This is a genomic window from Pradoshia sp. (assembly GCF_051873915.1).
GTDB lineage: Bacteria > Bacillota > Bacilli > Bacillales > Pradoshiaceae > Pradoshia.
Genome location: NZ_JBJEFJ010000112.1, coordinates 1 through 21,589 on the forward strand (window position 1 = coordinate 1; position 21,589 = coordinate 21,589).

Consider the following 21,589-nt stretch of genomic DNA (forward strand, 5'->3'; position numbering starts at 1 on the left):
TCTTCTTATTATGGAAAGTTGTGTTGGAAATGTCAACAGGTTTGAAGGAATTTTTATGGGAGATTTACCATGTATAAAAATCATTATGTACAGGTAATTTTTTCATACTCTCGCACACTATATGGACATTAAAGCTATTTTCGGCAGAACGGACTCAGCGAACCGTGGGGGAGCTGCTTTCGCCAGCTCGCCTTCGGCAAGAGCTGTCATCAGCCTGCCTCCTTCTCCGTACCGAGAGTCTCGCCCATTCTGCCGAAAATAGGAGAGAGAAAACTGAAATATCCTCATTTGGTATAATAGGGTTGCCGATTCTTATCCAAGGTGATGATGACATGTTAACCATATATCCCTAAAAACCGAACAATTAGAAATGATTACATTAGATAAACTCGTACCTGAGAACCATTTGGTTCGGAAAGTCGAAGCCGCCATTGATTTCTCCTTCATTTACTCATTATTCGAGGATGCTTATTCGGCTGAACGAGATCGCCCCAGTATTGATCCTGTTGTCCTCAATAAAATGACCTTCATCCAATACATGTTCGGTATTCATTCTATGCGTAAAACGAAACCAATCTGGTCTATCGCTAGTTTCTTAGATTTAGTTTTCATGATAAGGTGCAAAATTTCTCTACCCTCGATAAAAATTATGAACCCGTTTCAAAAAGATGAATCTTATTAAACAGATTATCTTTCAGAACCTGAAACAATACCTTTTCAGGGGTATTAATCAATCATGCAAGTGAATATTAATTTCCTGAGTAGTTCATAAAGATTAGTGTATTACCAAATTTTATCAAGTATGGTAATATTAAATCAGGACAAAAGATTCACAAAAAGAGGAGGGGTGTGATATTCCAACCATTGTCGTCGTCTTCTAGCATTCTAGATTGGTTAAGCTTTTGGCTCTATTAAACTACATCACAGATAGATTGATATGCATTTAAGTAAATAACCTTTTCATTTTATTATAGAAAGGAATATGAATGATGAAAAAATTCTCTGCAATCTTATTATCCTCTACCATTATTTTAGGTTTTTCATTTAGTACAGTAGAAGTCGCTGAAGCAAAGGCTAAAACATATAAAAACTGTACAGAATTAAATAAAGTTTATAAGGGCGGCGTGGCCAAGTCTTCAAAAGTAAAAAATAAGGGTGGAAAAACAAAATATAAGCCGAAAGTTTCAGCAGAATTATATAAAGCAAATAAAAGTAAGGACCGTGATAAAGACGGCATAGCCTGTGAACGTTAAAAAGAAGGTAGCTGCTTTTCCCTAAGTTAAGGGTGGCAGCCACCTTCTTTTTTCGTAAATGTATTTTTATCATTTAAACATGCAGCTTACTATTTCGCAGGTTAATCTAACCCTTTCACTTCAGGCAAATCTCCCTTTAACAGCTCCTCTTCCAAATTAACTCTAGGGGCTGCTACCGCATTCTTGCCAGCAAAGCTTTCCAGTAATTCCTTTACATCAATACCAGAGGAGGCTTTCAAAGATTCTTGGAGGGTAGCCATTAAATTCGTGGCATAGCCAGTGACCTTATTAGCACCGCTTGTTGCTCCGCTGCCGCTGCCTGTGTCAACAATGGTAATCTTGTCAATACTGCTGAGCGGTTTTGCCACTTCCTTCGCATATTCAGGAAGCATTTTCAAAATCATGTCCATGACGGCTGCCTGACCGAATTGTTCAAAGGCCTCGGCAATTTTCTGTTTCGCTTCCGCCTCGGCAACCCCTTTAAGTCGGATAATTTCAGCTTCACTGACACCTTGTGCTCTTTGGGCTTCGGCCTTCGCCAATCCATCCAAACGAATGCGTTCAGCGTCTGCTTTCGCCATCGCCTCAATCCGGTATTGATTTGCGTCCGCTTCAGTCAGCTGCTTCGTTTTTTCTGCGGAGGCTGCCTGCTCAACAGCATAACGGTCCGCATCCGCTTTCTTCTTCACTTCGGAATCATATTGCTTTTCACGACGCAGGATTTCCTTTTCCTCAAGCTCAATCTGCTTTTGACGTTCAACGATTTTGATTTGCATTTGCTGCTCTGTGACCTCTTGCTTGGAGCGAGCTGTTTCTAGATCATACGCCTGATCGGCTTTTGCCTTCGCGCTGTCCTGCTCGCGGCGGAACTCCGCAATCTTCAATTGATTGACCTTTTCTGCTTCCGCAATTTCTGTTGCTCTTTCTAGTTCGGCCTTTGTTGCTTCCTTCGCCGCTTCTGCTCGTTTAATCCGTGTTTCTTTGTCCGCTTCAGCTGTGGCAATATCTGCATCTCTCTTTACTTGCGCGATACGCGGTTTACCAAGTGATTCTAAGTAGCCATTCTTATCCCGTACATCCTTAATCGTAAAGGAAACAATCACAAGTCCCATTTTCGCCAAGTCTTGTGAGGCGACACGCTGAACCTCCTGAGAAAATTTCTCTCGGTTCTTGTAAATCTCCTCTACTGTCATTGAACCAAGGATAGAGCGCAGATGCCCTTCAAGTACTTCCCTTGCCTCGAGCTCCCTGTCCTCTTTCGTCTTGCCGAGGAATTGCTCAGCCGCTGTGGCAATCTCTGAGATGGTATTGCCGATTTTGATAATCGAGACACCATCAGCCATAACCGGCACGCCTTGTTCGGTATATACTTCCGGAGTGGAAACCTCAAGCTTGCTTGATAATAGGCTGAGCGGCTCAGATTGCTGGAATACAGGCAGCACGAATGTTCCGCCGCCGCGTACAATCTTGATTCGGTTCCCTGACTCATCAATATGTACATTTTTACTGCCGAGGAAGCTGCCTGTTACAATCAGCGCTTCATCGGGCCCTGCCGTCTTATATTTTGTAACGAAAACGCCAAGAAAACTTAAAAGTAATACAGCAATAATTCCTATACCGATATAGATTAATGTCATATTCAATCCCCTATCCTAAATTAGAATTTTCATAAGGGCTCACATATAAAACCCCATTTTGTATATCAATGATCAGCACCTCAGCATCAGCTGGAATGGGTTCCTTCTCAAAGCTTACAGCCGGCTTCGAAAAGGATCCGCTATTACTCGTGATGAGCACTTCTCCGAATCCATCCTCTGGAACGGAGATGATAACTTTCCCAAGCCGTCCCTTCAAAGCCTCCTCCGTGATTACCAAGGATTCTTGTGCAGTCGAGACTGGAACTAGAATAAACACATGAATAAACGCAACAATCATAAATGAGATAATGGCAGAAAAAATTGTGGCAAGAAGAGGTGACATAGAAGTAAAGGCAATAAACAAGTAACCGATGCCACAAAATATGGAAAAGAATGCGAGAACCAGAACAGGATTCAAAAATGGAGGTAATAAAAGTCCATCAAATAAATCATTAAAAAGGACTAATATGAAGGTCAAAGCCGTACTGATGATAACGCCATATAAGAAAAAATCCTGCAAAGTGTTAACCATGGACTACACCTCTCTATTTCCCGTAAAATCCTTTTAATGAAAAATCTTAATTCAGCGTATCGCGCAAAGCCTTCAATTCTGCTTCTATCAACCTGTCAGATTCCATTTTTTTAAATTCACGGTCAATATCAGCTTGGGTATTTCTCAGTTCCTCACTTACCTCTGCAAGAGCCTCGTATTCTAGAACCTTTTCTTCCATTCGCAAGAAGCCTTCCTTTGAAGAGGACTTTGTGTCAGTCTGTAGTGAACGATTGATCGCGGTTTGCGCTTTTGCAGCTAGTGCCCTTGTTTTCAAGGAATCTCGCTTAATCAGCAGTTCACGGTAATCAGCCGACATTTCCCGAAGCTTTTCTTGAAGCAATTGGACATTTTGGGTTGCTTGGTTTTGGAGATTCTGCATGGAAGCAAGCTCTGCCCCAAGATCAAGCTTATGCTGAATAGCCTGCTTAGCAAGCTCTTCTTTCCCCTCCTTCAGTGCTTCTAATGCTTGGGTATTTCGTTTCTCAATCAATGTCTTAAGATCCTCGACCTTTCTCTTAGCCAATTTCTCTTCAGCCATGACTTTAGCGGTTGTCCGTTCCGCCTCATCAATCTCTGCCTTCATTTCCCTTAAATATTGGTCGGCCATTTTGATTGGATCTTCAGCCTTCTCAATCAAGGCATACAGCTCTGAATTAACAATCGTCTTCATTCGCTTAAAAAATTCAAACATCTCATCATCCTCCCTCTTTATAATCTTACCTTATTTTACGGATGAATTTTTAAAAAGTTTCAAATTTTAGAAATTAATCCTACATCAAAAGGCCCACTCTTAAGAAAGAGAAATAGATAAACTCGTTTCCTGTGAAAATAGGCATATAAAAACGCTCATTTACTTCTTCATGCCTATCCTTTTCTGCTTTACCAATTCAAGAATTAGAAAGTTTACCCACGTAATAATAGGGATAGAAAAAATAAGTTCCAACAGATTTGTTTGACCGATACCAAACAATCTCGCTTCATCATTATAAATAAATAAAATCCACGTTATAGCTGTTAATAATACTGTATTTACTCCTAATGCAATCAATAATGCCCGCCATTTTTTATGGTTTCTCTTCAGCATTAAAACAGACACATATACAGAAACGACAAGAGAAAAGAAGATGATGAATATATTCATATCTCACTGCCTTTACAATATTTTTCAAAATAAAGAGCTAAATCTCATAGAGATTTAGCCCCTTATTACTCACTGCAATGTCCCCTACTTTGTTTTCTTCACCTTTAAGGTGTATGGAGTGATGGAGGCAGCTCCATAGGCATCTGTGACTTTAATATAATAGGTGCCTTTTTTCAGTTTGATTGGCAGGGTTTCCGTATCATTTTGGCCATAGCGATCAGAGCCCGCCACCTTTTTGCCCTTTTGATAGACTTCAATCTTACCATCAAGCTCCTTACCGCCCTCTAAAAGAATCTGTCCTTCGAAATTCTTGTTGAAATTAATCTTATACCAATCCTCATCTGCCTTTTTCTGGTTGTAAATATTGATTCGTCCTGATTTTTCCCATCTGCCGGAGGATGTGTTTTTCATGCTTATTGGCTTGGATGGAACATTCTTTTTGATCACAGAACCAGCATCCTCATCCTTATGATTTAACAGCTTCATCTCAAATGTATATTGGATTAAGCTAAACGGCACGTAGTAGTAGTCAGCTGCAATATGGATGAAATACGTCTTGTTCTTATCAAGGTATTGAGACCCCATTCCAAATGGAATGATATTCGGGGATTCCTGTTCTTTATAGTCCAGTTTTTTGTTCTTATTTTTATCTTCGTAAATCAAAATATAGGCATCGACAGGACTTTTAATTTGTTTTGGGAGTCCCTTTGTTTTCGGACTTGATTGGTCAAGTGTCATCGTATAAGCACCTGATGTTTTCGGCTGGTAATAGAAGAATTCTTCATCAAAATTTTTGCCGAAATCGCCTTGGAATTTCAGAGCCGGCAGCTTCTTGATTTTAGAAATGTCATTATTATTCTCATATTTATCGGAAGGAGCCGCTAGGAACTTGGATGTAAAGGAGTACGGCTTTTCGCTGTATCGTCCGTTCCAATCATCCATTGTGAGATTTAAATAATACGTCTCACCTTTCTCTAGTGATAAATACATCTTGTTGGAGAGATTACTAGATAGGAAATCAATGTTAAATCCAATCATATCAAGATATCTCAGTTTCTTACCTGTATCTTGATCCTGATATTTACCGATTTGATAAGCCTGTGCCAAATGATTAGCCTTGCCAAAATCAAAGGCATAGACCCCTGTCTTTGTTGCAGTGAAACGATACCAATCAGTATCACCCCTCGATTGGAGATAGCCTGATTGCTTGTTTGTCAGTTTATATGGCTTTGCCATCTCATCAAGCACATCAATTATGAGACCATCATCAGGAGAAGTCTCATATTCTTCCTCCGAAATGAACTCAAAGATATTCGTGATTCCATCTTCATCAGCCGGCATAGAAATCTTTGTCACCTTAAACTCATATGGATCGGCATTTTGCGGAACAGTGCCTTGAATTAAAGAAGAGGATCCTTCATACTCCCCAGAATCTGAGAACATAATGAAAAAGAAATCAAAACTCATTGATTCATAACGATTGGATACCTGAATTGTGTAGGTTGTATTCGGGTCTGCTTCCAGTACATCTGATTCGCTTTCGCCAATGCCTCCGTTATTGATTTCAAGAATGAGCTCGCTCCCATCCTCCCCATCAAACTCGCCTTCCTCTTCATCCATTTCCGTTCCGTTTTCTGTCTCTGCTCCGTCCTCGTATTCCTCTTCTTCATCTTTATAATCTGCAAACACTTGAATACTGACATCGCTTCCTGGCTGAGCAGCCAGCTCGAGCTTAATCATCTCAGGCTTATTCCCCGTTGTGAATTGGTAGAAATCATCATCTCCGTTTTTACCGAGGAGATACATACCTTTATTTTTGGTGCTGTATGGTAAGCTGCCAATTGCGATAGGTGTGTCTATTGTTGATTCATCCGCTTTAGGGCTTGTTTTCTTAACGGATAATTCATACTCAGACAGCTTGCTGCCTTTTACATCATAGTTGCCCGAGATATCCTTGACCCCAATAGCCAGTGTCCCGTCATACGGAGCAGTGAAATAATAGCCTTCTGTCTTTCCTTCCTTTACATCGTTAATTAGCTTTACCTTTTGTTTTTTGCCATCCTTTGAATAAACATTGACATACAGCTGGGAATCAAAAACCTTTGATTCCTTTAGATTAATTTGATAGGTTTCCCCTTTTTTAACGGTTTTCTTGACCCAATGCTGATCTAATGGCTTTGTAAAGACCCGTTTGGACGTGTATTTTGCTCCGCTGAAGGTTTTGGCCTTCTTCAGGATAGTGTCTTTATTCCATGCCTCAACAGAAAGGGAAGGAATATCTTTTTTCTTAAACTTCAATGCGGCTACTGGGTTGACCATGCCATACCCATACTTGGCATCGAATCCTTTTGCGCCAAGATCTGTGGCAGTCTTCTTCAGAATATATTCGACTTGTGCAGCGTTTAGGCTTGGATATTTTGATAACAAAAGTGAGACTGTTCCTGTCACCATTGGAGTTGCCATAGATGTTCCGCTCAATGCTTCAAAGGTTGATTTCTTCTCGAGTGAGTAAGTCGGAGCATAAATATTATCCCCAGGTGCAACTAAATCAGTCGAAACTCCATAAGAGGAGTATTCGGTCAACGTTTTATTCTTATCGACAGCACCAACACTAATAACTCCTGCATAGGATGCCGGATATTGAGGATAATCCCCACCTTCATTCCCTGCTGCCGCTACCATGACTATTCCAGCCTTCCGAGCCTTTTCTACAGCGGCCTCCATGATTGGCGAGCTATAATAAGAACCAAGACTCATATTGATAACCTTGACTTTCTTTTTGATCGCTTGGAGGATTCCTTCAGCTACCGTATAATCCGTCGTAAAGAAATCACGGTTAAAGACATCAATGGAAATAAGATCGGACTGTGGATTAATGCCGTATCCCCCAACCCCGTTATTCTTCTCCCCTGCAATAATCCCTGCAACATGTGTCCCATGGTTATCAGCCATAGGCGCATTAATTGGATTGATGGCATTATAGCTTGATTTAATCTTGTTCTTTAATTCAGGATGGTTTTTATCTATCCCAGTATCAATAACTGCAACAGATACTTTATTCTTACCGGCTAATTTCTGAGCAGCCGGCAGGTTTAATAATTTGTTGAAGTACTGCTTGCTCACTTTTGGGTCTGTCTTGACCGATGATAATTTGAATTTCACTCCTGGACTGACAGACTGCACATTCCCAGCCTTGCTTAGTTTGGCAAGAGCTTCACGTGCTGCACTTGTTTTTTTGAATTTAATGACACTGTAGCCAAGCGCGCTATAATCCTTTTTAAAAGAGACATCCTTTGCCCGGTATAAGTGACTGATCTTTCCCGAGTATTTAACAATGAGTGTGTCCTCCTGCAAATACTCCTCATGTTTTTGCCCCGTTTTCTTCTGCGGCAATTCTAAATTTGCTTGGACTGACCGGTCAAGTGATGATTTCCCAAAACCTGCCGCATAAGTCCCCCCTGCAGCTGACATCGTTAACATGCCAGCTGCCATAACGGCGATTAGCTTCTTCATTGTTTCTCCCTTCCTCTTTCTGTATTTCTTACATATTACAAATTCGTGACAACATTACCAAATCCTTTCATTTATTTCATTTTTATTTCGACAAATATCTACATCCCAATACATAAAAAACCCCTTGCCATTCTATGGCAAGGGGTTAATTCTCTTTATTAAGCTTTCATGATTTTGATTGTATCATCCTCAAGTACCGCCTTGAAGGCTTTAACCTCAGGGTGGTCAAAGATAGAATCTGCAATGGCATCTTCCAATCTTTCTTGGATTACTCTGCGCAATGGACGGGCACCGAATGCTGGATTATATCCCAATTCAGCCAATTTCGCTTTCACTTCATCTGTCACTTCAAGTGTTAATCCTTCCTCTTTGAGCATTCCGTCAAGCTCATCAAGCATAAGATCGACGATTTGAAGTAAGTCTTCTTTACTTAAGGACTCGAACTGAATGATATTGTCGAGCCTGTTTAAGAACTCAGGCTTAAAGTATTGGCTAAGCTGCTGCAGAATATTGACTTCCTCCTGTACGGAATCTGCCTCAAATCCTACTTTATTCACTTTATCCATCACGCCGGCATTGCTGGTCATGATGATTACAGTATCTTTAAAGTTAACGGTATGTCCTTGACTGTCTGTTAAACGGCCGTCCTCAAGGATTTGCAGGAACATATGCATCACATCTGGATGAGCTTTTTCAATTTCATCTAAGAGGATGATGCTATATGGTTTACGACGTACCTTCTCAGTTAATTGACCGGCTTCTTCGTGGCCGACATAGCCTGGAGGAGAACCAATCAATTTAGACACGCTGTGTTTTTCCATATATTCACTCATATCGAGGCGTATCATTGAATCTTTTGTACCAAAGAGTTCCTCTGCCAATGCTTTAGAAAGCTCGGTTTTACCTACGCCAGTTGGTCCTACGAATAAGAAGGAGCCGATTGGTCTGTTCTTTGCTTTCAAGCCTGCACGGCTGCGGCGGACGGCTTTTGCCACTTTCTCGACGGCTTCTTTTTGACCAATGACCTTCTTTTTAAGCTCGGCTTCAAGATTGTTCATGCGCTTGGCTTCATCCTCTTGAAGCTTGCCGACTGGGATACCGGTCTTCTCTTCGATAATACTTTGGATATGATCGACGGTAACGACCGGTTTTTCTCCAGTCCCATCTTGGAGCATTTTTTCTAATTTTTCTTCTTCATCACGAAGTTTAGCTGCTTGTTCATAGGCTTCATTTCGAAGTGCCTCTTCTTTCTCTTTGTGAATTTCAGCCAAACGTTTTTGAGCGGTTTCTTCCTCGACACCCTCGATAGTCAAGTTCAATCTTGAACCGGCTTCATCCATCAAGTCAATGGCCTTATCTGGAAGGAAACGATCCTGGATATAGCGATGGGAAAGCTCTACCGCTGCCACTAGGGCATCGTCCTTGTATTCCACATGATGATAGGATTCATACCGTTCCTTTAATCCTTTGAGAATGCGAAGCGCTTCCTCGGTAGTAGGCTCATCAACCTGCACAGGCTGGAAACGACGCTCTAATGCTCCGTCTTTCTCGATTTGACGATACTCATTCAATGTTGTCGCACCGACAAGCTGCATTTCACCGCGGGCCAATGCCGGTTTCAGAATATTTCCTGCATCCATGGATCCTTCGGCTGACCCAGCCCCGACAAGCTGGTGAATTTCATCAATGAATAAGATGATGTTCTTTCGTGATTGAAGCTCGGAAATCAGCTGTTTCATTCTCTCTTCAAATTGTCCGCGGATTCCTGTATTGGAGACGAGTGAGGCAACATCCAACAAATAAACTTCCTTCGTTTTCAATTTTGCCGGCACATTGCCCTCTGCAATCTTCAGTGCCAATCCCTCGGCAATGGCTGTTTTACCTACACCAGGCTCACCAATTAGTACGGGGTTATTTTTCGTACGTCTATTTAAGATCTCAATGACACGCTTTACTTCTTTATCACGGCCAATGACTGGGTCAATGAGACCTGCTTTAGCATTCTGTGTCAGATTACGGCCATATTGGTCAAGCAATCCCCCTCCTCTGCCGCCTTGAACGGTTTGAGGCGGTTCTTGTGCTCGCTGTTCCTGACCAGGCATTTGAAAGCCGCCTTGATTGAAATCATTTGAAAATGGGTTGAAGGAAAATGGATTCATCGCATTCATATTTAATCCATTCATCTTTGTTCCCAGCTTTTGTCGTTCTTCTTTATAGCAAGAAGAGCACAAATGGTGATTTTCCTGATGACCATTAATACGGAGCTGCATTTGAACAGTTGCTTGATTTTTTTGGCATTTTTCACATAACATATGTGACTCCTCCTCCATTACGTTTCATTTTATTCATTTCATCTTTTGTTTTAGTGAAAGGTCTTAGTTTGTCTGATTAATACCGAGTTTGACTTTGACTATATTTGACCTTTGACTTCATTATACTCTGACCTTCTTTGACTTTCAAGTATTTTGTCTCGTTTTTCTTCTTCCATCATTCATCTGCAAAAAAGCCCTGCAAGGAATGTACCTTGCAGGGCTTTTCATGTTCAAGCCATTAATTCGTTACAGCTTCTTTTGATTGTTGATTTCGGATAGTCGCCTGTGCCGCTGCCAGTCTCGCAAGCGGTACACGGTATGGTGAGCAGCTCACATAATCAAGCCCTGTCCTGTAGCAGAAATCAATGGAAAGCTTCTCTCCTCCGTGTTCACCACAAATACCAGTTTTCAGCTCCGGTTTTGCCTTTCTTCCTAATTGGACACCTAGTTCTACCAATTTGCCAACCCCGTTTTGATCAAGGACCGCAAATGGGTTATCAGGCAATACCTTTTCTTCTATATAAGTCTGCAGGAATTTCCCCTCCGCATCGTCACGGCTGTAACCAAAGGTCGTCTGTGTTAAATCATTTGTACCGAATGAGAAGAAATCTGCTTCCTCCGCAATTTCATCCGCTGTTAAAGCCGCACGCGGAATCTCAATCATGGTTCCAACCGTATAAGTGAATGTAAGACCTGTTTCCTTTTCAACCTCCTGTGCCGTATCAATGACGAGCTGTCTCATTTGTCTAAGCTCATTCACATGTCCGACAAGCGGAATCATGATTTCTGGTTGTACAGGGAGTCCCTTCTTCATGATGGATGCAACGGCATAGAATATGGCTTTTGCTTGCATACCATAGATTTCAGGATGAATCATTCCTAAACGGCAGCCCCTATGACCTAGCATTGGATTAAACTCATCCAATTGGCGGACTTTCTTTAATAATGCTTCTTTCTCTGCTAGTTCTGAGCTATCAGGTTCTATGATTTGCAGCTTTGTCACATCGACCAGCAATTCTTCCTTGTCCGGCAAGAACTCATGCAGAGGAGGGTCAAGCAGACGAATCGTCACCGGATTTCCCTCCATTGCCTCAAATATCCCTTCAAAATCCTCCTGCTGCATCGGAAGGAGATGGCTCAGAGCTTCCTCCCGCTCAGGCAAGGTTTCTGCCAAGATCATGCTTTGGACAAAAGGAACCCTTTTTGCATCCATAAACATATGCTCCGTCCGGCAAAGACCGATACCGCCCGCTCCGAACTCAAGTGCCTTTCTTGCATCTTCTGGATTATCAGCATTGGCTCTGACACCAAGGTCTCTCAATTCATCAGCCCATTTTAATAAGGTCTTAAATTCCTCGGAGAGTTCAGGCTCAATCATCGGTATTTCACCAAGCATGATTTCCCCAGTTGAACCGTCAATCGTAATGGTCTCTCTATGTTTAACGACTACCTCGCCAACCTTGAACTGCTTCTCTTTCAAATCAATCTTCAATGCATCACAGCCGCAAATGCAGGCTTTTCCCATCCCACGGGCAACAACGGCTGCATGACTTGTCATCCCGCCCCTGCTAGTAACGATCGCCTGAGATGCGACTATTCCGTGAATATCATCTGGTGTTGTTTCCGGACGGACGAGAATGACCTTCACTCCCTCTGAAGCCAACAGTTCTGCTTCATCTGCATCAAAGACAACCTGACCAGTAGCCGCGCCTGGAGATGCTGGAAGACCTTTAGCCAGCTGCTTTCGCACGTGGGTATCATCTATGCGGCGGTGAAGCAGCTGATCAAGCTGTTCTGGATCGACACGCAAAAGAGCGGTCTCTTTATCGATGATTCCTTCTTGTTCCATTTCAACTGCGATGCGGATGGCTGCTTGCGCAGTTCGCTTCCCATTTCTTGTCTGCAAAATGAATAAGTTCCCGCGTTCAACCGTAAATTCAATATCCTGCATGTCCAAATAATGACTCTCCAGCTTTTTACATGTATCAGTAAATTGCTTGAACACTGCCGGCATATCCTTTTCCAATGCCTGAATGGGTTCAGGTGTCCGTATTCCTGCCACGACATCCTCCCCTTGGGCATTGATTAAATATTCTCCATATAAGATATGCTCACCTGTAGAAGGGTTCCGTGTGAAGGCGACACCTGTGCCGGAATCTTCGCCCATGTTTCCAAAGACCATACTTTGAATATTAACAGCAGTCCCCAAATGATCAGGAATCTTGTTTAAACGTCTATACACTTTCGCCCGCTGATTATTCCAAGAATCGAATACAGCATTAACAGCCAGGAATAATTGCTGTTCGGGATCTTCCGGGAAGGCCTGCTTCGTATGCTTTTGCACGATTTTTTTGTAGCCTTCAATGATTCCCATCCAATCCTCTGCTGTCATTTCAGGATCATGCTTATAGCCTTTCTCTTCTCGTGTTTCCTCCAAATATTGTTCAAAATAAAAAGTATCAACGCCTAAAACAACATCAGAGAACATTTGAATGAAGCGGCGGTAAGAATCATAAGCAAAGCGAGGATTATTCGTCAGCTTGGCCATCCCGACGACCGTTTCCGCATTCATGCCCAAATTCAAAATGGTATCCATCATTCCCGGCATGGAAAAAACAGCCCCAGAACGAACGGATACAAGGAGCGGGTTCGCTGGATCGCCTAATTTCTTGCCTGTTATGCTCTCTAATTCAGAGAGAGCCTTTAAGATTTGTGTCTTAACCTCAGAAGAAATCGTTTTATCATTTTCATAATAGGAGTTACAAGCCTCCGTGCTGATGGTGAACCCGAACGGTACGGGTAATCCAATGTTCGTCATTTCTGCCAGGTTGGCACCCTTGCCTCCAAGCAATTCCTTCATAGTGCTGTTTCCTTCATTGAATAGATAGACGAATTTGGTCATTATTTGTAACTCCTTTCACTTTTTAAAATATCAAGTATGACGCTGGCTGTTTCTTCAACAGCTTTATTAGACACATTAATAACAGGGCAGCCGACCCTTTTCATTATTTTCTCGGCATAATCCAGCTCCTCAAGAATTCTCTCATAACTTGCATAACTGGCCTGAGAGGTAAGCCCTAAAGATTTAAGCCGCTCTTTCCGAATGGCATTGAGCTTGTCCGGCGTAATAATAAGCCCGAAGCATTTACTTTTTTTGATCTTAAATAGTTCCTCCGGCGGAGTTACCTCAGGTACAAGGGGAACATTGGCTACTTTGTATCTCTTATGGGCTAGATACATGGAAAGAGGTGTCTTGGAGGTTCTTGATACACCAATTAATACAATATCGGCATTCAATACACCTCTAGGGTCTCTTCCATCATCATATTTAACGGCAAATTCAACCGCTTCAACCTTGCGGAAGTAATCATCATCAAGCTGTCTCATCAAGCCTGAGCGATGGGTTGCCTCCTTATGAAATTTCTCTTCAAAGGCATTCATTAATGGGTATAGCAAATCAACGGCCCGGATATTCTCCAAGGCTGCCCGGCGGTCCAGGTATTCCTTTAAGGATGGGATAACAATCGTATAAGCAATTATTGATTTCTGCTGTCTTGCCATGTTAATAATCTCATCAATATCCTCTTCGCTTTGAACGAATGAGTTTCTCCTGATATCCACATGACCCCCATTGAATTGCGTTGAAACGGCTTTTACCACAAATTCTGCTGTTTCTCCAACGGAATCAGAGACAACATAAACGACTTCTCTTTTCTCCAAATTTATGTTCATCTCCTTTCTGGCTTAATAACATATTCTATGTATGAACCTTGTCAATTTAAAGGGATAAACGCACAAATAAACGTCTCTCCTTCTTAATTGTGCCATACTATTTGAATTTAGTATATAACATTTATGCTTTAGTTGCCTAATATTTTGCGCAAGATTAATTATTTGTAAAAATCAAACTTTTGTCAGACAACTCTTTCCAGTCATAGTAAAATAGAAATACAGAACGTTTACGACAATGGAGAGATTATAATGAACCGAAAAACGAACCGATTGCTTGTTCTATCCTTTGATTGCTTGTCAGCTCTGGATTATCCCTATTTATGCCATCTTCCTCATTTCAAGGACATACTGGACAGGGGGTCTATCGCTCCAAAGGTACAAACCATCTATCCTTCTTTAACTTATCCCTGCCATACAACCATTGTGACAGGCAGATATCCAAAGAATCATGGAATTATCAATAATACGCTCATTCAGCCCGGTCGCCATTCTCCTGATTGGAACTGGTACCGTAGGAAAGTGAGGGGTACGACCCTTTACGATGAAGCGCAAAAGGCAAACATGAAAACAGCTGCGCTGCTTTGGCCAGTAACAGGCCGCGCCGGTATCGATTATAATTTACCTGAGATATTTCCAAATCGTTGGTGGCAAAACCAGCTGCTTGTCTCTTTGTTCAGCGGAACTCCCGCCTATCAATGGGAGCTGAATAAACGGTTTGGTCAGTTACGAAATGGACTGAATCAGCCTGAGCTGGATGATTTCGTACTCGCATCAGCCGTCCATACAATTGAAACATACGAGCCTGCCTTGATGATGGTTCACTTCACTGATTTAGACTCTATGCGGCATTATCATGGCTTTTCCTCAGCGGAAGCAATAGATGCGATTAAACGACTCGATATCAAGCTAGGCAAGATAATGGATGCCTTAAAGCGGAAGAGTCTTTTTGAGGAAACAACCATTATTGTCCTTGGAGACCATAGCGCACTAGATGAAAACAAAGCGATTCATATGAATGTACTTCTGAGGGAAAATGGCTGGCTTAACGTGAATAAACGCGGCCAGATTACAAAGTGGAAGGTATACGGCAAATCATGTGACGGCTCAGCATATATTTATATGAATGACAAGAATGACAAAGCCTTATATGACCACGTTAAAGCCTTTCTTTATTCATTGCAGCAAAATCCAGCAAATGGGATTGAAGAAGTGCTAACCGGACAGGAGGCGGAGGCAATGGGTGCTGACCCTAATTGTGCCTTTATGCTGGAGGCAAGACGCGGCTTCTATTTTCTCGATGATGCCATCGGAGATTTCCTCAATCCGATTCATCAGCATGATCAGCAAAAGAAGCATACATTGGCTACCCATGGCTATTCGCCAAAAAAGGATCACTACCATACTATTTTTATGGCAGCAGGAAAAGGAATCAAGCAAGGTGTAACAGTTTCTTCCATGAATTTAGTTGACATCGGTCCTACGCTTGCCGCCTTACTTGGCTTAAATCTTGGCAAAACCGACGGACATGTCATACAAGCGCTTTTAACCAATGATTAAGGGAGTGAATCTGATGAAGAAATTAACGAAGCGGGAGAAAAGCTGGGCGATGTATGACTGGGCCAATTCCGCCTATTCGATTGTTGTCGTGACAGCTATCTTTCCGCTCTATTTTAAAGCCTCCGCATCGGAGGCTGGTCTGGCCGCCTCCACTTCAACGGCTTATTGGGGATATGCCAATTCCATTGCCACTCTCCTTGTCTCTATTCTCGCTCCATTGCTTGGAACCATCGCTGATTTCAAAGGCTTCAAGAAACGCTTTTTTACATTCTTCTTTCTATTAGGTATTCTCTTTACGATGCTTCTGGCATTCGTACCATTTGACCAGTGGATTTTCTTATTGATTTGCTTTGTCTTAACGGCCATTGGCTTTGCTGGAGCCAACATCTTTTATGATGCCTTTTTAGTGGATGTTACGTCAGAGGAGCGGATGAGCCGAACATCTGCATATGGGTATGCAACCGGCTATATCGGGAGTACGATTCCTTTTATTATTGGTATTGGACTCATTATGTCTGCGCAAATGGAGTTGATTCCTCTTTCATTGACCGTTGCCATGCAGGCAGCTTTCTTCATAACTGCCTTATGGTGGGGATTGTTCACGATACCTTTTCTTAAGAACATCGAGCAGGTCTATTATATTGACCCAGTGCCAAGCCCTGTCCGAACGAGTTTCAAACGCCTGTACTTGACGTTTAAAAATATTCAATCATATAAAAGCTTGTTTTTATTTCTGCTTGCCTATTTCTTCTACATAGACGGAGTCCATACCATCTTAACGATGTCCACAGCCTATGGATCAGATATGGGGTTAAGCTCAACCACCCTTCTGATTGTCCTGTTTGTCACCCAGGTTGTGGCCGCGCCTTTTTCAATTCTTTATGGCTGGCTGGCAGGAAAATACAATGAGAAAATAATGATTTTATTCGGCATTATCATCTATACATTCATCTGCATCTATGCCTTCTTTATGGATTCAGCCTTGGATTTCTGGATCTTAGCCTTACTTGTCGGCACATCACAGGGTGGCATACAGGCGCTTAGCCGCTCCTATTTTGCCAAACTAGTACCGAAGGAATCCTCCAATGAGTTTTTTGGCTTCTATAATATTTTCGGGAAGTTTGCCGCTATTACTGGTCCATTCCTAATGGGTGTGACGACACAATTGACCGGTCAAACGAATATGGGTGTATTCAGTCTCATCATCCTCTTTGTCATTGGGGCTGTCATTCTTATTAAAGTGCCTGCCCATCAGCCGAAAGCACCGGCGGTACCTGAGGCGGACGTTCCTCCCGGGCATTAGATAACTTGAAACAACAGCAGCCACTTTCCTCTGAAAGCGGCTTTAGACTGTGGACAAAATCAGATTAGGATTGGGTCTACAGAACAAGCATGGAATAATGTTGATGACTGTTGGAGACTAAAAAAATGTTATGCAAGCGATGCAAAAATTGCTGTCATGAACTGAGTGTTCTCCTGCAAATGAAAACCCAGCCAATTATTAAAAAAAGCCATTTCAGTAAAATGAAATGGCTCAAGCTTTTATGATAAATCTATCTCTAAAGAAATAGGGCAATGGTCGCTTCCCATGATATCAGAATGAATTCTTGCTTCTGTAATCTTGTCAGCAATGGAGCTTTGGACGATGAAGTAGTCGATTCTCCACCCGATATTGCGTTCACGAACACGGCTCATGTATGACCACCATGTATAATGGTCCGTCAACTGTGGATACAGATGGCGGAAAGAATCCACAAAGCCTGCTTCAAGCAGCTCCGTCATCTTTTGTCTTTCTTCATCCGTAAATCCTGAATTTCCACGATTGGATTTCGCATTCTTCAAATCAATTTCCGAATGTGCGACGTTTAAATCACCCGTTAGGATAACCGGCTTCTTCTCGCCAAGACCTACTAAATACTCCTTCAAGAGCTTCTCCCAGGCAAGTCGGTAGCCTAGTCTTGCTAGATCACGCTGTGAATTCGGCGTATAGACATTCACTAGGTAATAGTCTTTGAATTCGACTGTAATGGCTCTGCCCTCTACATCATATTCATCCCTGCCAATGCCGTACGAGACAGATATTGGCTCTTCCTTTGTGAAGACAGCCGTACCGGAATACCCTTTCTTCACGGCATAATTCCAATATTGATGATACCCTTCAAGCTCAAGGGTGATTTGCCCCTCCTGCAGCTTCGTTTCCTGAACACAGAATACGTCTGCATCAAGGGTTTCGAAAACATCTAAAAACCCTTTCCCCACACACGCTCTTAAACCATTCACGTTCCATGATACTAATTTCATCTATCTCTTAATCCCCCTATAATTTCTCTCTTCTGTTCATAACACGACATGATTCATTATACCAGACAAGACTAATTTAGCGCTTTCTGGATACCTTAGTCATTAAAAGGAGGGATGAATAAATGGGAAGAAAAACGAAAATCATGGTCCCTGAATCAAGAGAGGCACTTGACCGGCTAAAAGCAAAAATTGCCCATACAGATGATCCTAATCAAGCAAAATATGAAGTGGCAAAAGAAAAAAACATCCCGCTGTCACATGGCTACAACGGGAAGATTACGGCTGAAAATGCCGGCAGGATTGGAGGCGCCTTAGGAGGCGGAATGGTGAAGGAATTAACGAGATTGGCAATGGAGCAGTTGAAATCTAATTCGGCGCATCCTAAATCATAGGCTTCTCACATATTCCCGTACCATATTATTCATGTTCATAGCAAGCAGCAAATAATTTTCAGCAAGAACCTTTTCACGGTATCCCTTTCCATCTGTATCCTTGATGATGGATAATTGGATGGCTCGTCCACAATTATACGAGTCATCCGCCTCCTTCAATTTCTTATGGGCAAGCTCTATTTCACCTGCATTGGCTGCGGCAAATGCTTCTATGGCTGTACTGCTGCAGTCTTCCCCGCATAAGTACAAGGCTTTGATCAATTTTTCTTCTCCTTGCATAGCGAATCCCCCTCATCATTCATTACTAACATGTATGATGAAAGAGCCCATATTAGAAGCAAACCTGTCTATTTTAGTTGATTTTTCCGTTCAAAATACCGTTCTTCGGCACGTTTATACAATTTGATTTCCTGATCTGTTTCTGGAATGACAGCTGGTACAGGTGATGGTCTCCCATCTTCATCGACTGCAATCATCGTTAAATAGGCTTCTGAAGTGAGTCTGCGCTCTCCTGTCATCAAATTCTCTCCTTCCACCCTCACATAAACGACCATTGATGTTTTATGAGCCCATGTGACAAAAGCCTCAAGATTAATGGCTTCTCCTGACTTAATGGGAGCATGAAAATCAAGCGAATCTCCTGATGCCGTTACAACGGGCTTCCGGCAATGTCTCATCGCCGCAATACCGGCTATTTTATCGACATAAGCCATTACCTTACCACCAAACACGGTCCCATAATGATTCGTGTCAGCAGGCAGGATCAAATCAGTTAAATACGTTAAAGAATCTTTCACTTTCTTAGCTTCATTATGCATAAAGTTCTAGTCTCCTGTTTGATAATATCTTCCTCTTTAATTTACTATATTTTCATGGAGACTTCCATTTAGTTCAATCCGATCAATACGTATATTTGTAAACGAAGGGGATATTTCATGTACAAACAAGTAGTATGTTTCTTGAGAAGGAAGGACGAAATCTTGATGCTGAACAGGGATTATGCACCTGTGCAAGGTCTTTGGAACGGGGTTGGAGGGAAAAAGAGGGAAAACGAACTACCGCTTGATTGTGCGATTAGAGAAGTTGAAGAGGAAACAGGAATTGTTTTATCAGCAAATGAAATTGCATTTAAGGGTATCGTCACATGGAATTCAGACAAGGAGGTTCATGGAGGGCTATATGTTTATTTAGCAGAAATGCCGAATGACTTTACCTATGAAACGCCGAGAAAGACATCAGAAGGGATTCTCGATTGGAAAAAGATCTCTTGGCTGTTAAACTCTGATAACTTAGGGACAGGAGAAATGATTCCTCACTATTTACCTAATCTGCTAGATCAGTCAAAGCCGCTAAAGCATATCTGTACGATTCGTCAAAGAAGATTAACAGACTATGAATATACATGCCTTGATGAGCACGAATAGGCCGGGAGTACAGAGTACTCTCCCGGCTTTGTCGTGCAAATCTATTATTATTTACACATGGACACGAAATATTTCAGTAATCTCTCCATACTGAAATCATGCTCACTCAGTTCCTCTGGATGAAATTGAGTGCCGATAATCGGCTCAGCTTTTCCTTCAAATGCCTCAATTAAGCCATCCTCCGCTTTAGCTGCGCATCGCAACCCACCGCCAAGTTCTTTCACTCCTTGGTGATGGAAGCTGTTTACCTCTGCTTTATCTTTTTTCAAAATATCATAGAAACGGGTATCCTTTTCGACGGTTACTTCATGGACGGTCACAGGCCGTTCAACATCTGTTAAGTGATCGAGATTACGAATTGGATCCTCTTCATCAAGATGCTGGTGTAAGGTGCCGCCCAAAGCCACATTGATTAAATGGGATCCTCGGCAAATGCCAAAGAGAGGCTTTTTATGCTTCCTTGCCTCCTTAATGATGGCAAAGTCCGATTCATCGAGCCGCTCATCTGTCACGCCAAGATCTTCACTCGGCTCCTCCCCGTAAAACTTCGGATGAATATCGATACCGCCCGTCAATAAGACACCATCGACCATGGAAATCCAGGTCTTGGCCAGTTCCTCATTCCCTAGTGGAAAGATAATAGGGATTCCTCCGGCCTTTTTCACAGCCTCTGAATACTGTAAATAAATGATGGTGCTTTCAATTCCTTCTATTTCATATAAATTACTGGTTAATCCGATTATAGGTTTATCTTTCATCAATATTACCTCCTAATAATCGGATATTCCCCCTTTTTTGGTGAAATAATCTTCCTATGAAAAAAGATTCATAAAAAGGCATCTGCCTTCCTATGAATCTTTTTCAGACTATATAGTCATATACATTAATGAATATTCTTCTTCTCGAAATTGCCGCCCATCACATCCGTTACATTTTCAATAGCAATAAAGGCATTTTCATCAATATCATTAACAATATCCTTCAGTTTCGTTAACTCTAATCTTGTCAGTACACAGTAAATCATTTGAGTATCCTCATGCAAATATCCGCCTTTTGCATAAATAAAGGTCGTGGACCTGCCAAGACGATCCTGAATGGCCTGAGATATCTCTTCAAATTCCTTCGAGATAATGGTAACGGAACGAGATTCGTTCAAGCCCTCCACAACAATATCCATTAACTTTGCGGCTATATAATAGGTAAACATAGAATACATGGCAGAATCCCAGCCATACACAAATCCCGCAATTAGGAAGATAAAGAAGTTAATAAACATAATGATCTGTCCGACTGGCAGACGCAATTTCTTTGAGACAAGAATGGCAACAATCTCAGTTCCATCCAGTGATCCCCCGGCACGGATAACAATCCCGACGCCAAGACCTAATATTAAGCCCCCAAATAGAACAGCGAGGATTTTCTCATCTGTAAAAGGTTCCGCATGGTGGAAAAGAGCCGTACTCACAGAAAGCACGAGGATTCCATATGCGGTAGAAAAGGCAAATGTTTTTCCGATTTGCTTATACCCTAAAAATAAGAACGGCAGGTTAATCACGAAGATGAAAATACCAAGCTGAACCTTCGTCAATTCAGAGAGGATAATGGATATACCGGTTATCCCGCCATCAACGACGCTATTTGGAACGAGGAAATATTCAAGCGATACCGCCATAAGAACGGCACCGAATGTTATGAACAGGAATCTTAATAACAGCCTCCACAGTGGAGCCCTTTTGTGTTTTTTGGACAAGGTTCTCCCTCTTTTCTAAATAAT

At 42.0% G+C, this 21,589-nt stretch carries 18 protein-coding genes and 1 pseudogene; 6 read left to right on the forward strand and 13 right to left on the reverse strand.

From position 1 onward, the window contains the following. Positions 1-370: 370 nt before the first annotated feature. Both ACI35L_RS10520 and ACI35L_RS10525 read left to right on the forward strand, forming a co-directional pair. Positions 371-728: pseudogene (locus ACI35L_RS10520) on the forward strand (transposase); the annotation flags it as partial. Between the two features lie 261 nt (positions 729-989). Beyond that, positions 990-1,253, forward strand: a complete 264-nt coding sequence (locus ACI35L_RS10525; RefSeq protein WP_439802866.1) for an excalibur calcium-binding domain-containing protein — start codon at positions 990-992, stop codon at positions 1,251-1,253. 101 nt (positions 1,254-1,354) lie between these two features. On the opposite strand, the gene ACI35L_RS10530 is transcribed toward ACI35L_RS10525, so the two are convergent. The 8 genes from ACI35L_RS10530 to ACI35L_RS10565 form a co-directional block, all read right to left on the reverse strand. Further along, positions 1,355-2,890 carry a flotillin family protein gene (locus tag ACI35L_RS10530; RefSeq protein ID WP_049670818.1) on the reverse strand — a complete coding sequence of 512 codons (1,536 nt, stop codon included), beginning with the start codon at positions 2,888-2,890 and terminating at the stop codon, positions 1,355-1,357. Between the two features lie 10 nt (positions 2,891-2,900). Then, entirely contained in the window at positions 2,901-3,422 is a 522-nt protein-coding gene (locus ACI35L_RS10535; RefSeq protein WP_049670817.1) for an NfeD family protein, read from the reverse strand. A 46-nt stretch (positions 3,423-3,468) separates the two neighbouring features. Continuing rightward, positions 3,469-4,134 carry a PspA/IM30 family protein gene (locus ACI35L_RS10540; protein WP_049670816.1) on the reverse strand — a complete coding sequence of 222 codons (666 nt, stop codon included), beginning with the start codon at positions 4,132-4,134 and terminating at the stop codon, positions 3,469-3,471. Positions 4,135-4,293: 159 nt separating this feature from the next. Then, positions 4,294-4,584: a hypothetical protein gene (locus ACI35L_RS10545; RefSeq protein ID WP_439802856.1), complete on the reverse strand. Its 291-nt coding sequence runs from the start codon at positions 4,582-4,584 to the stop codon at positions 4,294-4,296. A gap of 84 nt (positions 4,585-4,668) precedes the next feature. Continuing rightward, positions 4,669-8,097 (reverse strand): S8 family serine peptidase, encoded by a 3,429-nt coding sequence (locus ACI35L_RS10550; RefSeq protein ID WP_439802857.1) that lies wholly within the window; start codon positions 8,095-8,097, stop codon positions 4,669-4,671. Between the two features lie 158 nt (positions 8,098-8,255). Continuing rightward, a complete protein-coding gene (locus ACI35L_RS10555; RefSeq protein WP_049670813.1) occupies positions 8,256-10,409 on the reverse strand; it encodes an ATP-dependent Clp protease ATP-binding subunit in 2,154 nt (717 codons plus the stop codon). Between the two features lie 238 nt (positions 10,410-10,647). Beyond that, a complete protein-coding gene (ppdK, locus tag ACI35L_RS10560; RefSeq protein WP_049670812.1) occupies positions 10,648-13,311 on the reverse strand; it encodes a pyruvate, phosphate dikinase in 2,664 nt (887 codons plus the stop codon). Beyond that, positions 13,311-14,129: a pyruvate, water dikinase regulatory protein gene (locus tag ACI35L_RS10565; RefSeq protein ID WP_049670811.1), complete on the reverse strand. Its 819-nt coding sequence runs from the start codon at positions 14,127-14,129 to the stop codon at positions 13,311-13,313. Before ACI35L_RS10565 ends, ppdK begins: the two co-directional genes overlap by 1 nt. A gap of 261 nt (positions 14,130-14,390) precedes the next feature. On the opposite strand from ACI35L_RS10565, the gene ACI35L_RS10570 reads away from it, so the two are divergent. Beyond that, positions 14,391-15,698 carry an alkaline phosphatase family protein gene (locus tag ACI35L_RS10570; RefSeq protein ID WP_049670810.1) on the forward strand — a complete coding sequence of 436 codons (1,308 nt, stop codon included), beginning with the start codon at positions 14,391-14,393 and terminating at the stop codon, positions 15,696-15,698. A gap of 13 nt (positions 15,699-15,711) precedes the next feature. Then, positions 15,712-17,001 carry an MFS transporter gene (locus ACI35L_RS10575; RefSeq protein ID WP_049670809.1) on the forward strand — a complete coding sequence of 430 codons (1,290 nt, stop codon included), beginning with the start codon at positions 15,712-15,714 and terminating at the stop codon, positions 16,999-17,001. Between the two features lie 239 nt (positions 17,002-17,240). Here ACI35L_RS10575 and ACI35L_RS10580 read toward each other — a convergent pair whose 3' ends face one another. Continuing rightward, a complete protein-coding gene (locus ACI35L_RS10580; protein ID WP_439802858.1) occupies positions 17,241-17,999 on the reverse strand; it encodes an exodeoxyribonuclease III in 759 nt (252 codons plus the stop codon). 122 nt (positions 18,000-18,121) lie between these two features. Between ACI35L_RS10580 and ACI35L_RS10585 the strand changes: the two genes are divergently transcribed. Then, on the forward strand, positions 18,122-18,391 hold the full coding sequence (locus ACI35L_RS10585) for a small, acid-soluble spore protein, alpha/beta type (protein WP_049670807.1): 270 nt from the start codon (positions 18,122-18,124) through the stop codon (positions 18,389-18,391). Here ACI35L_RS10585 and ACI35L_RS10590 read toward each other — a convergent pair. Further along, entirely contained in the window at positions 18,386-18,670 is a 285-nt protein-coding gene (locus tag ACI35L_RS10590; protein ID WP_049670806.1) for a PTS lactose/cellobiose transporter subunit IIA, read from the reverse strand. The two genes, ACI35L_RS10585 and ACI35L_RS10590, sit on opposite strands and share 6 nt — an antisense overlap. Before the next feature lie 68 nt (positions 18,671-18,738). Next, positions 18,739-19,209: an acyl-CoA thioesterase gene (locus tag ACI35L_RS10595; protein ID WP_049670805.1), complete on the reverse strand. Its 471-nt coding sequence runs from the start codon at positions 19,207-19,209 to the stop codon at positions 18,739-18,741. A gap of 117 nt (positions 19,210-19,326) precedes the next feature. On the opposite strand from ACI35L_RS10595, the gene ACI35L_RS10600 reads away from it, so the two are divergent. Further along, the gene (locus ACI35L_RS10600; protein WP_049670804.1) at positions 19,327-19,815 is read left to right on the forward strand and encodes an NUDIX hydrolase; all 489 of its coding nucleotides are present in this window, start codon (positions 19,327-19,329) and stop codon (positions 19,813-19,815) included. A 47-nt stretch (positions 19,816-19,862) separates the two neighbouring features. On the opposite strand, the gene ACI35L_RS10605 is transcribed toward ACI35L_RS10600, so the two are convergent. Together ACI35L_RS10605 and ACI35L_RS10610 are read right to left on the reverse strand one after the other, a co-directional pair. Further along, complete coding sequence (locus ACI35L_RS10605; RefSeq protein ID WP_049670803.1) at positions 19,863-20,573, reverse strand: gamma-glutamyl-gamma-aminobutyrate hydrolase family protein; 711 nt, start codon at positions 20,571-20,573, stop codon at positions 19,863-19,865. 125 nt (positions 20,574-20,698) lie between these two features. Beyond that, complete coding sequence (locus tag ACI35L_RS10610; RefSeq protein ID WP_049670802.1) at positions 20,699-21,565, reverse strand: YitT family protein; 867 nt, start codon at positions 21,563-21,565, stop codon at positions 20,699-20,701. Positions 21,566-21,589 lie beyond the last annotated feature (24 nt).

Excerpts from the sequence above, each read along its gene's own strand:
- ACI35L_RS10525 (WP_439802866.1), top strand. The coding sequence starts at position 990 with ATGAAAAAATTCTCTGCAATCTTATTATCCTCTACCATTATTTTAGGT.
- ACI35L_RS10530 (WP_049670818.1), bottom strand. The coding sequence starts at position 2,890 with ATGACATTAATCTATATCGGTATAGGAATTATTGCTGTATTACTTTTA.
- ACI35L_RS10535 (WP_049670817.1), bottom strand. The coding sequence starts at position 3,422 with ATGGTTAACACTTTGCAGGATTTTTTCTTATATGGCGTTATCATCAGT.
- ACI35L_RS10540 (WP_049670816.1), bottom strand. The coding sequence starts at position 4,134 with ATGTTTGAATTTTTTAAGCGAATGAAGACGATTGTTAATTCAGAGCTG.
- ACI35L_RS10545 (WP_439802856.1), bottom strand. The coding sequence starts at position 4,584 with ATGAATATATTCATCATCTTCTTTTCTCTTGTCGTTTCTGTATATGTG.
- ACI35L_RS10550 (WP_439802857.1), bottom strand. The coding sequence starts at position 8,097 with ATGAAGAAGCTAATCGCCGTTATGGCAGCTGGCATGTTAACGATGTCA.
- ACI35L_RS10555 (WP_049670813.1), bottom strand. The coding sequence starts at position 10,409 with ATGTTATGTGAAAAATGCCAAAAAAATCAAGCAACTGTTCAAATGCAG.
- ppdK (WP_049670812.1), bottom strand. The coding sequence starts at position 13,311 with ATGACCAAATTCGTCTATCTATTCAATGAAGGAAACAGCACTATGAAG.
- ACI35L_RS10570 (WP_049670810.1), top strand. The coding sequence starts at position 14,391 with ATGAACCGAAAAACGAACCGATTGCTTGTTCTATCCTTTGATTGCTTG.
- ACI35L_RS10575 (WP_049670809.1), top strand. The coding sequence starts at position 15,712 with ATGAAGAAATTAACGAAGCGGGAGAAAAGCTGGGCGATGTATGACTGG.
- ACI35L_RS10580 (WP_439802858.1), bottom strand. The coding sequence starts at position 17,999 with ATGAAATTAGTATCATGGAACGTGAATGGTTTAAGAGCGTGTGTGGGG.
- ACI35L_RS10585 (WP_049670807.1), top strand. The coding sequence starts at position 18,122 with ATGGGAAGAAAAACGAAAATCATGGTCCCTGAATCAAGAGAGGCACTT.
- ACI35L_RS10590 (WP_049670806.1), bottom strand. The coding sequence starts at position 18,670 with ATGCAAGGAGAAGAAAAATTGATCAAAGCCTTGTACTTATGCGGGGAA.
- ACI35L_RS10595 (WP_049670805.1), bottom strand. The coding sequence starts at position 19,209 with ATGCATAATGAAGCTAAGAAAGTGAAAGATTCTTTAACGTATTTAACT.
- ACI35L_RS10600 (WP_049670804.1), top strand. The coding sequence starts at position 19,327 with ATGTACAAACAAGTAGTATGTTTCTTGAGAAGGAAGGACGAAATCTTG.
- ACI35L_RS10605 (WP_049670803.1), bottom strand. The coding sequence starts at position 20,573 with ATGAAAGATAAACCTATAATCGGATTAACCAGTAATTTATATGAAATA.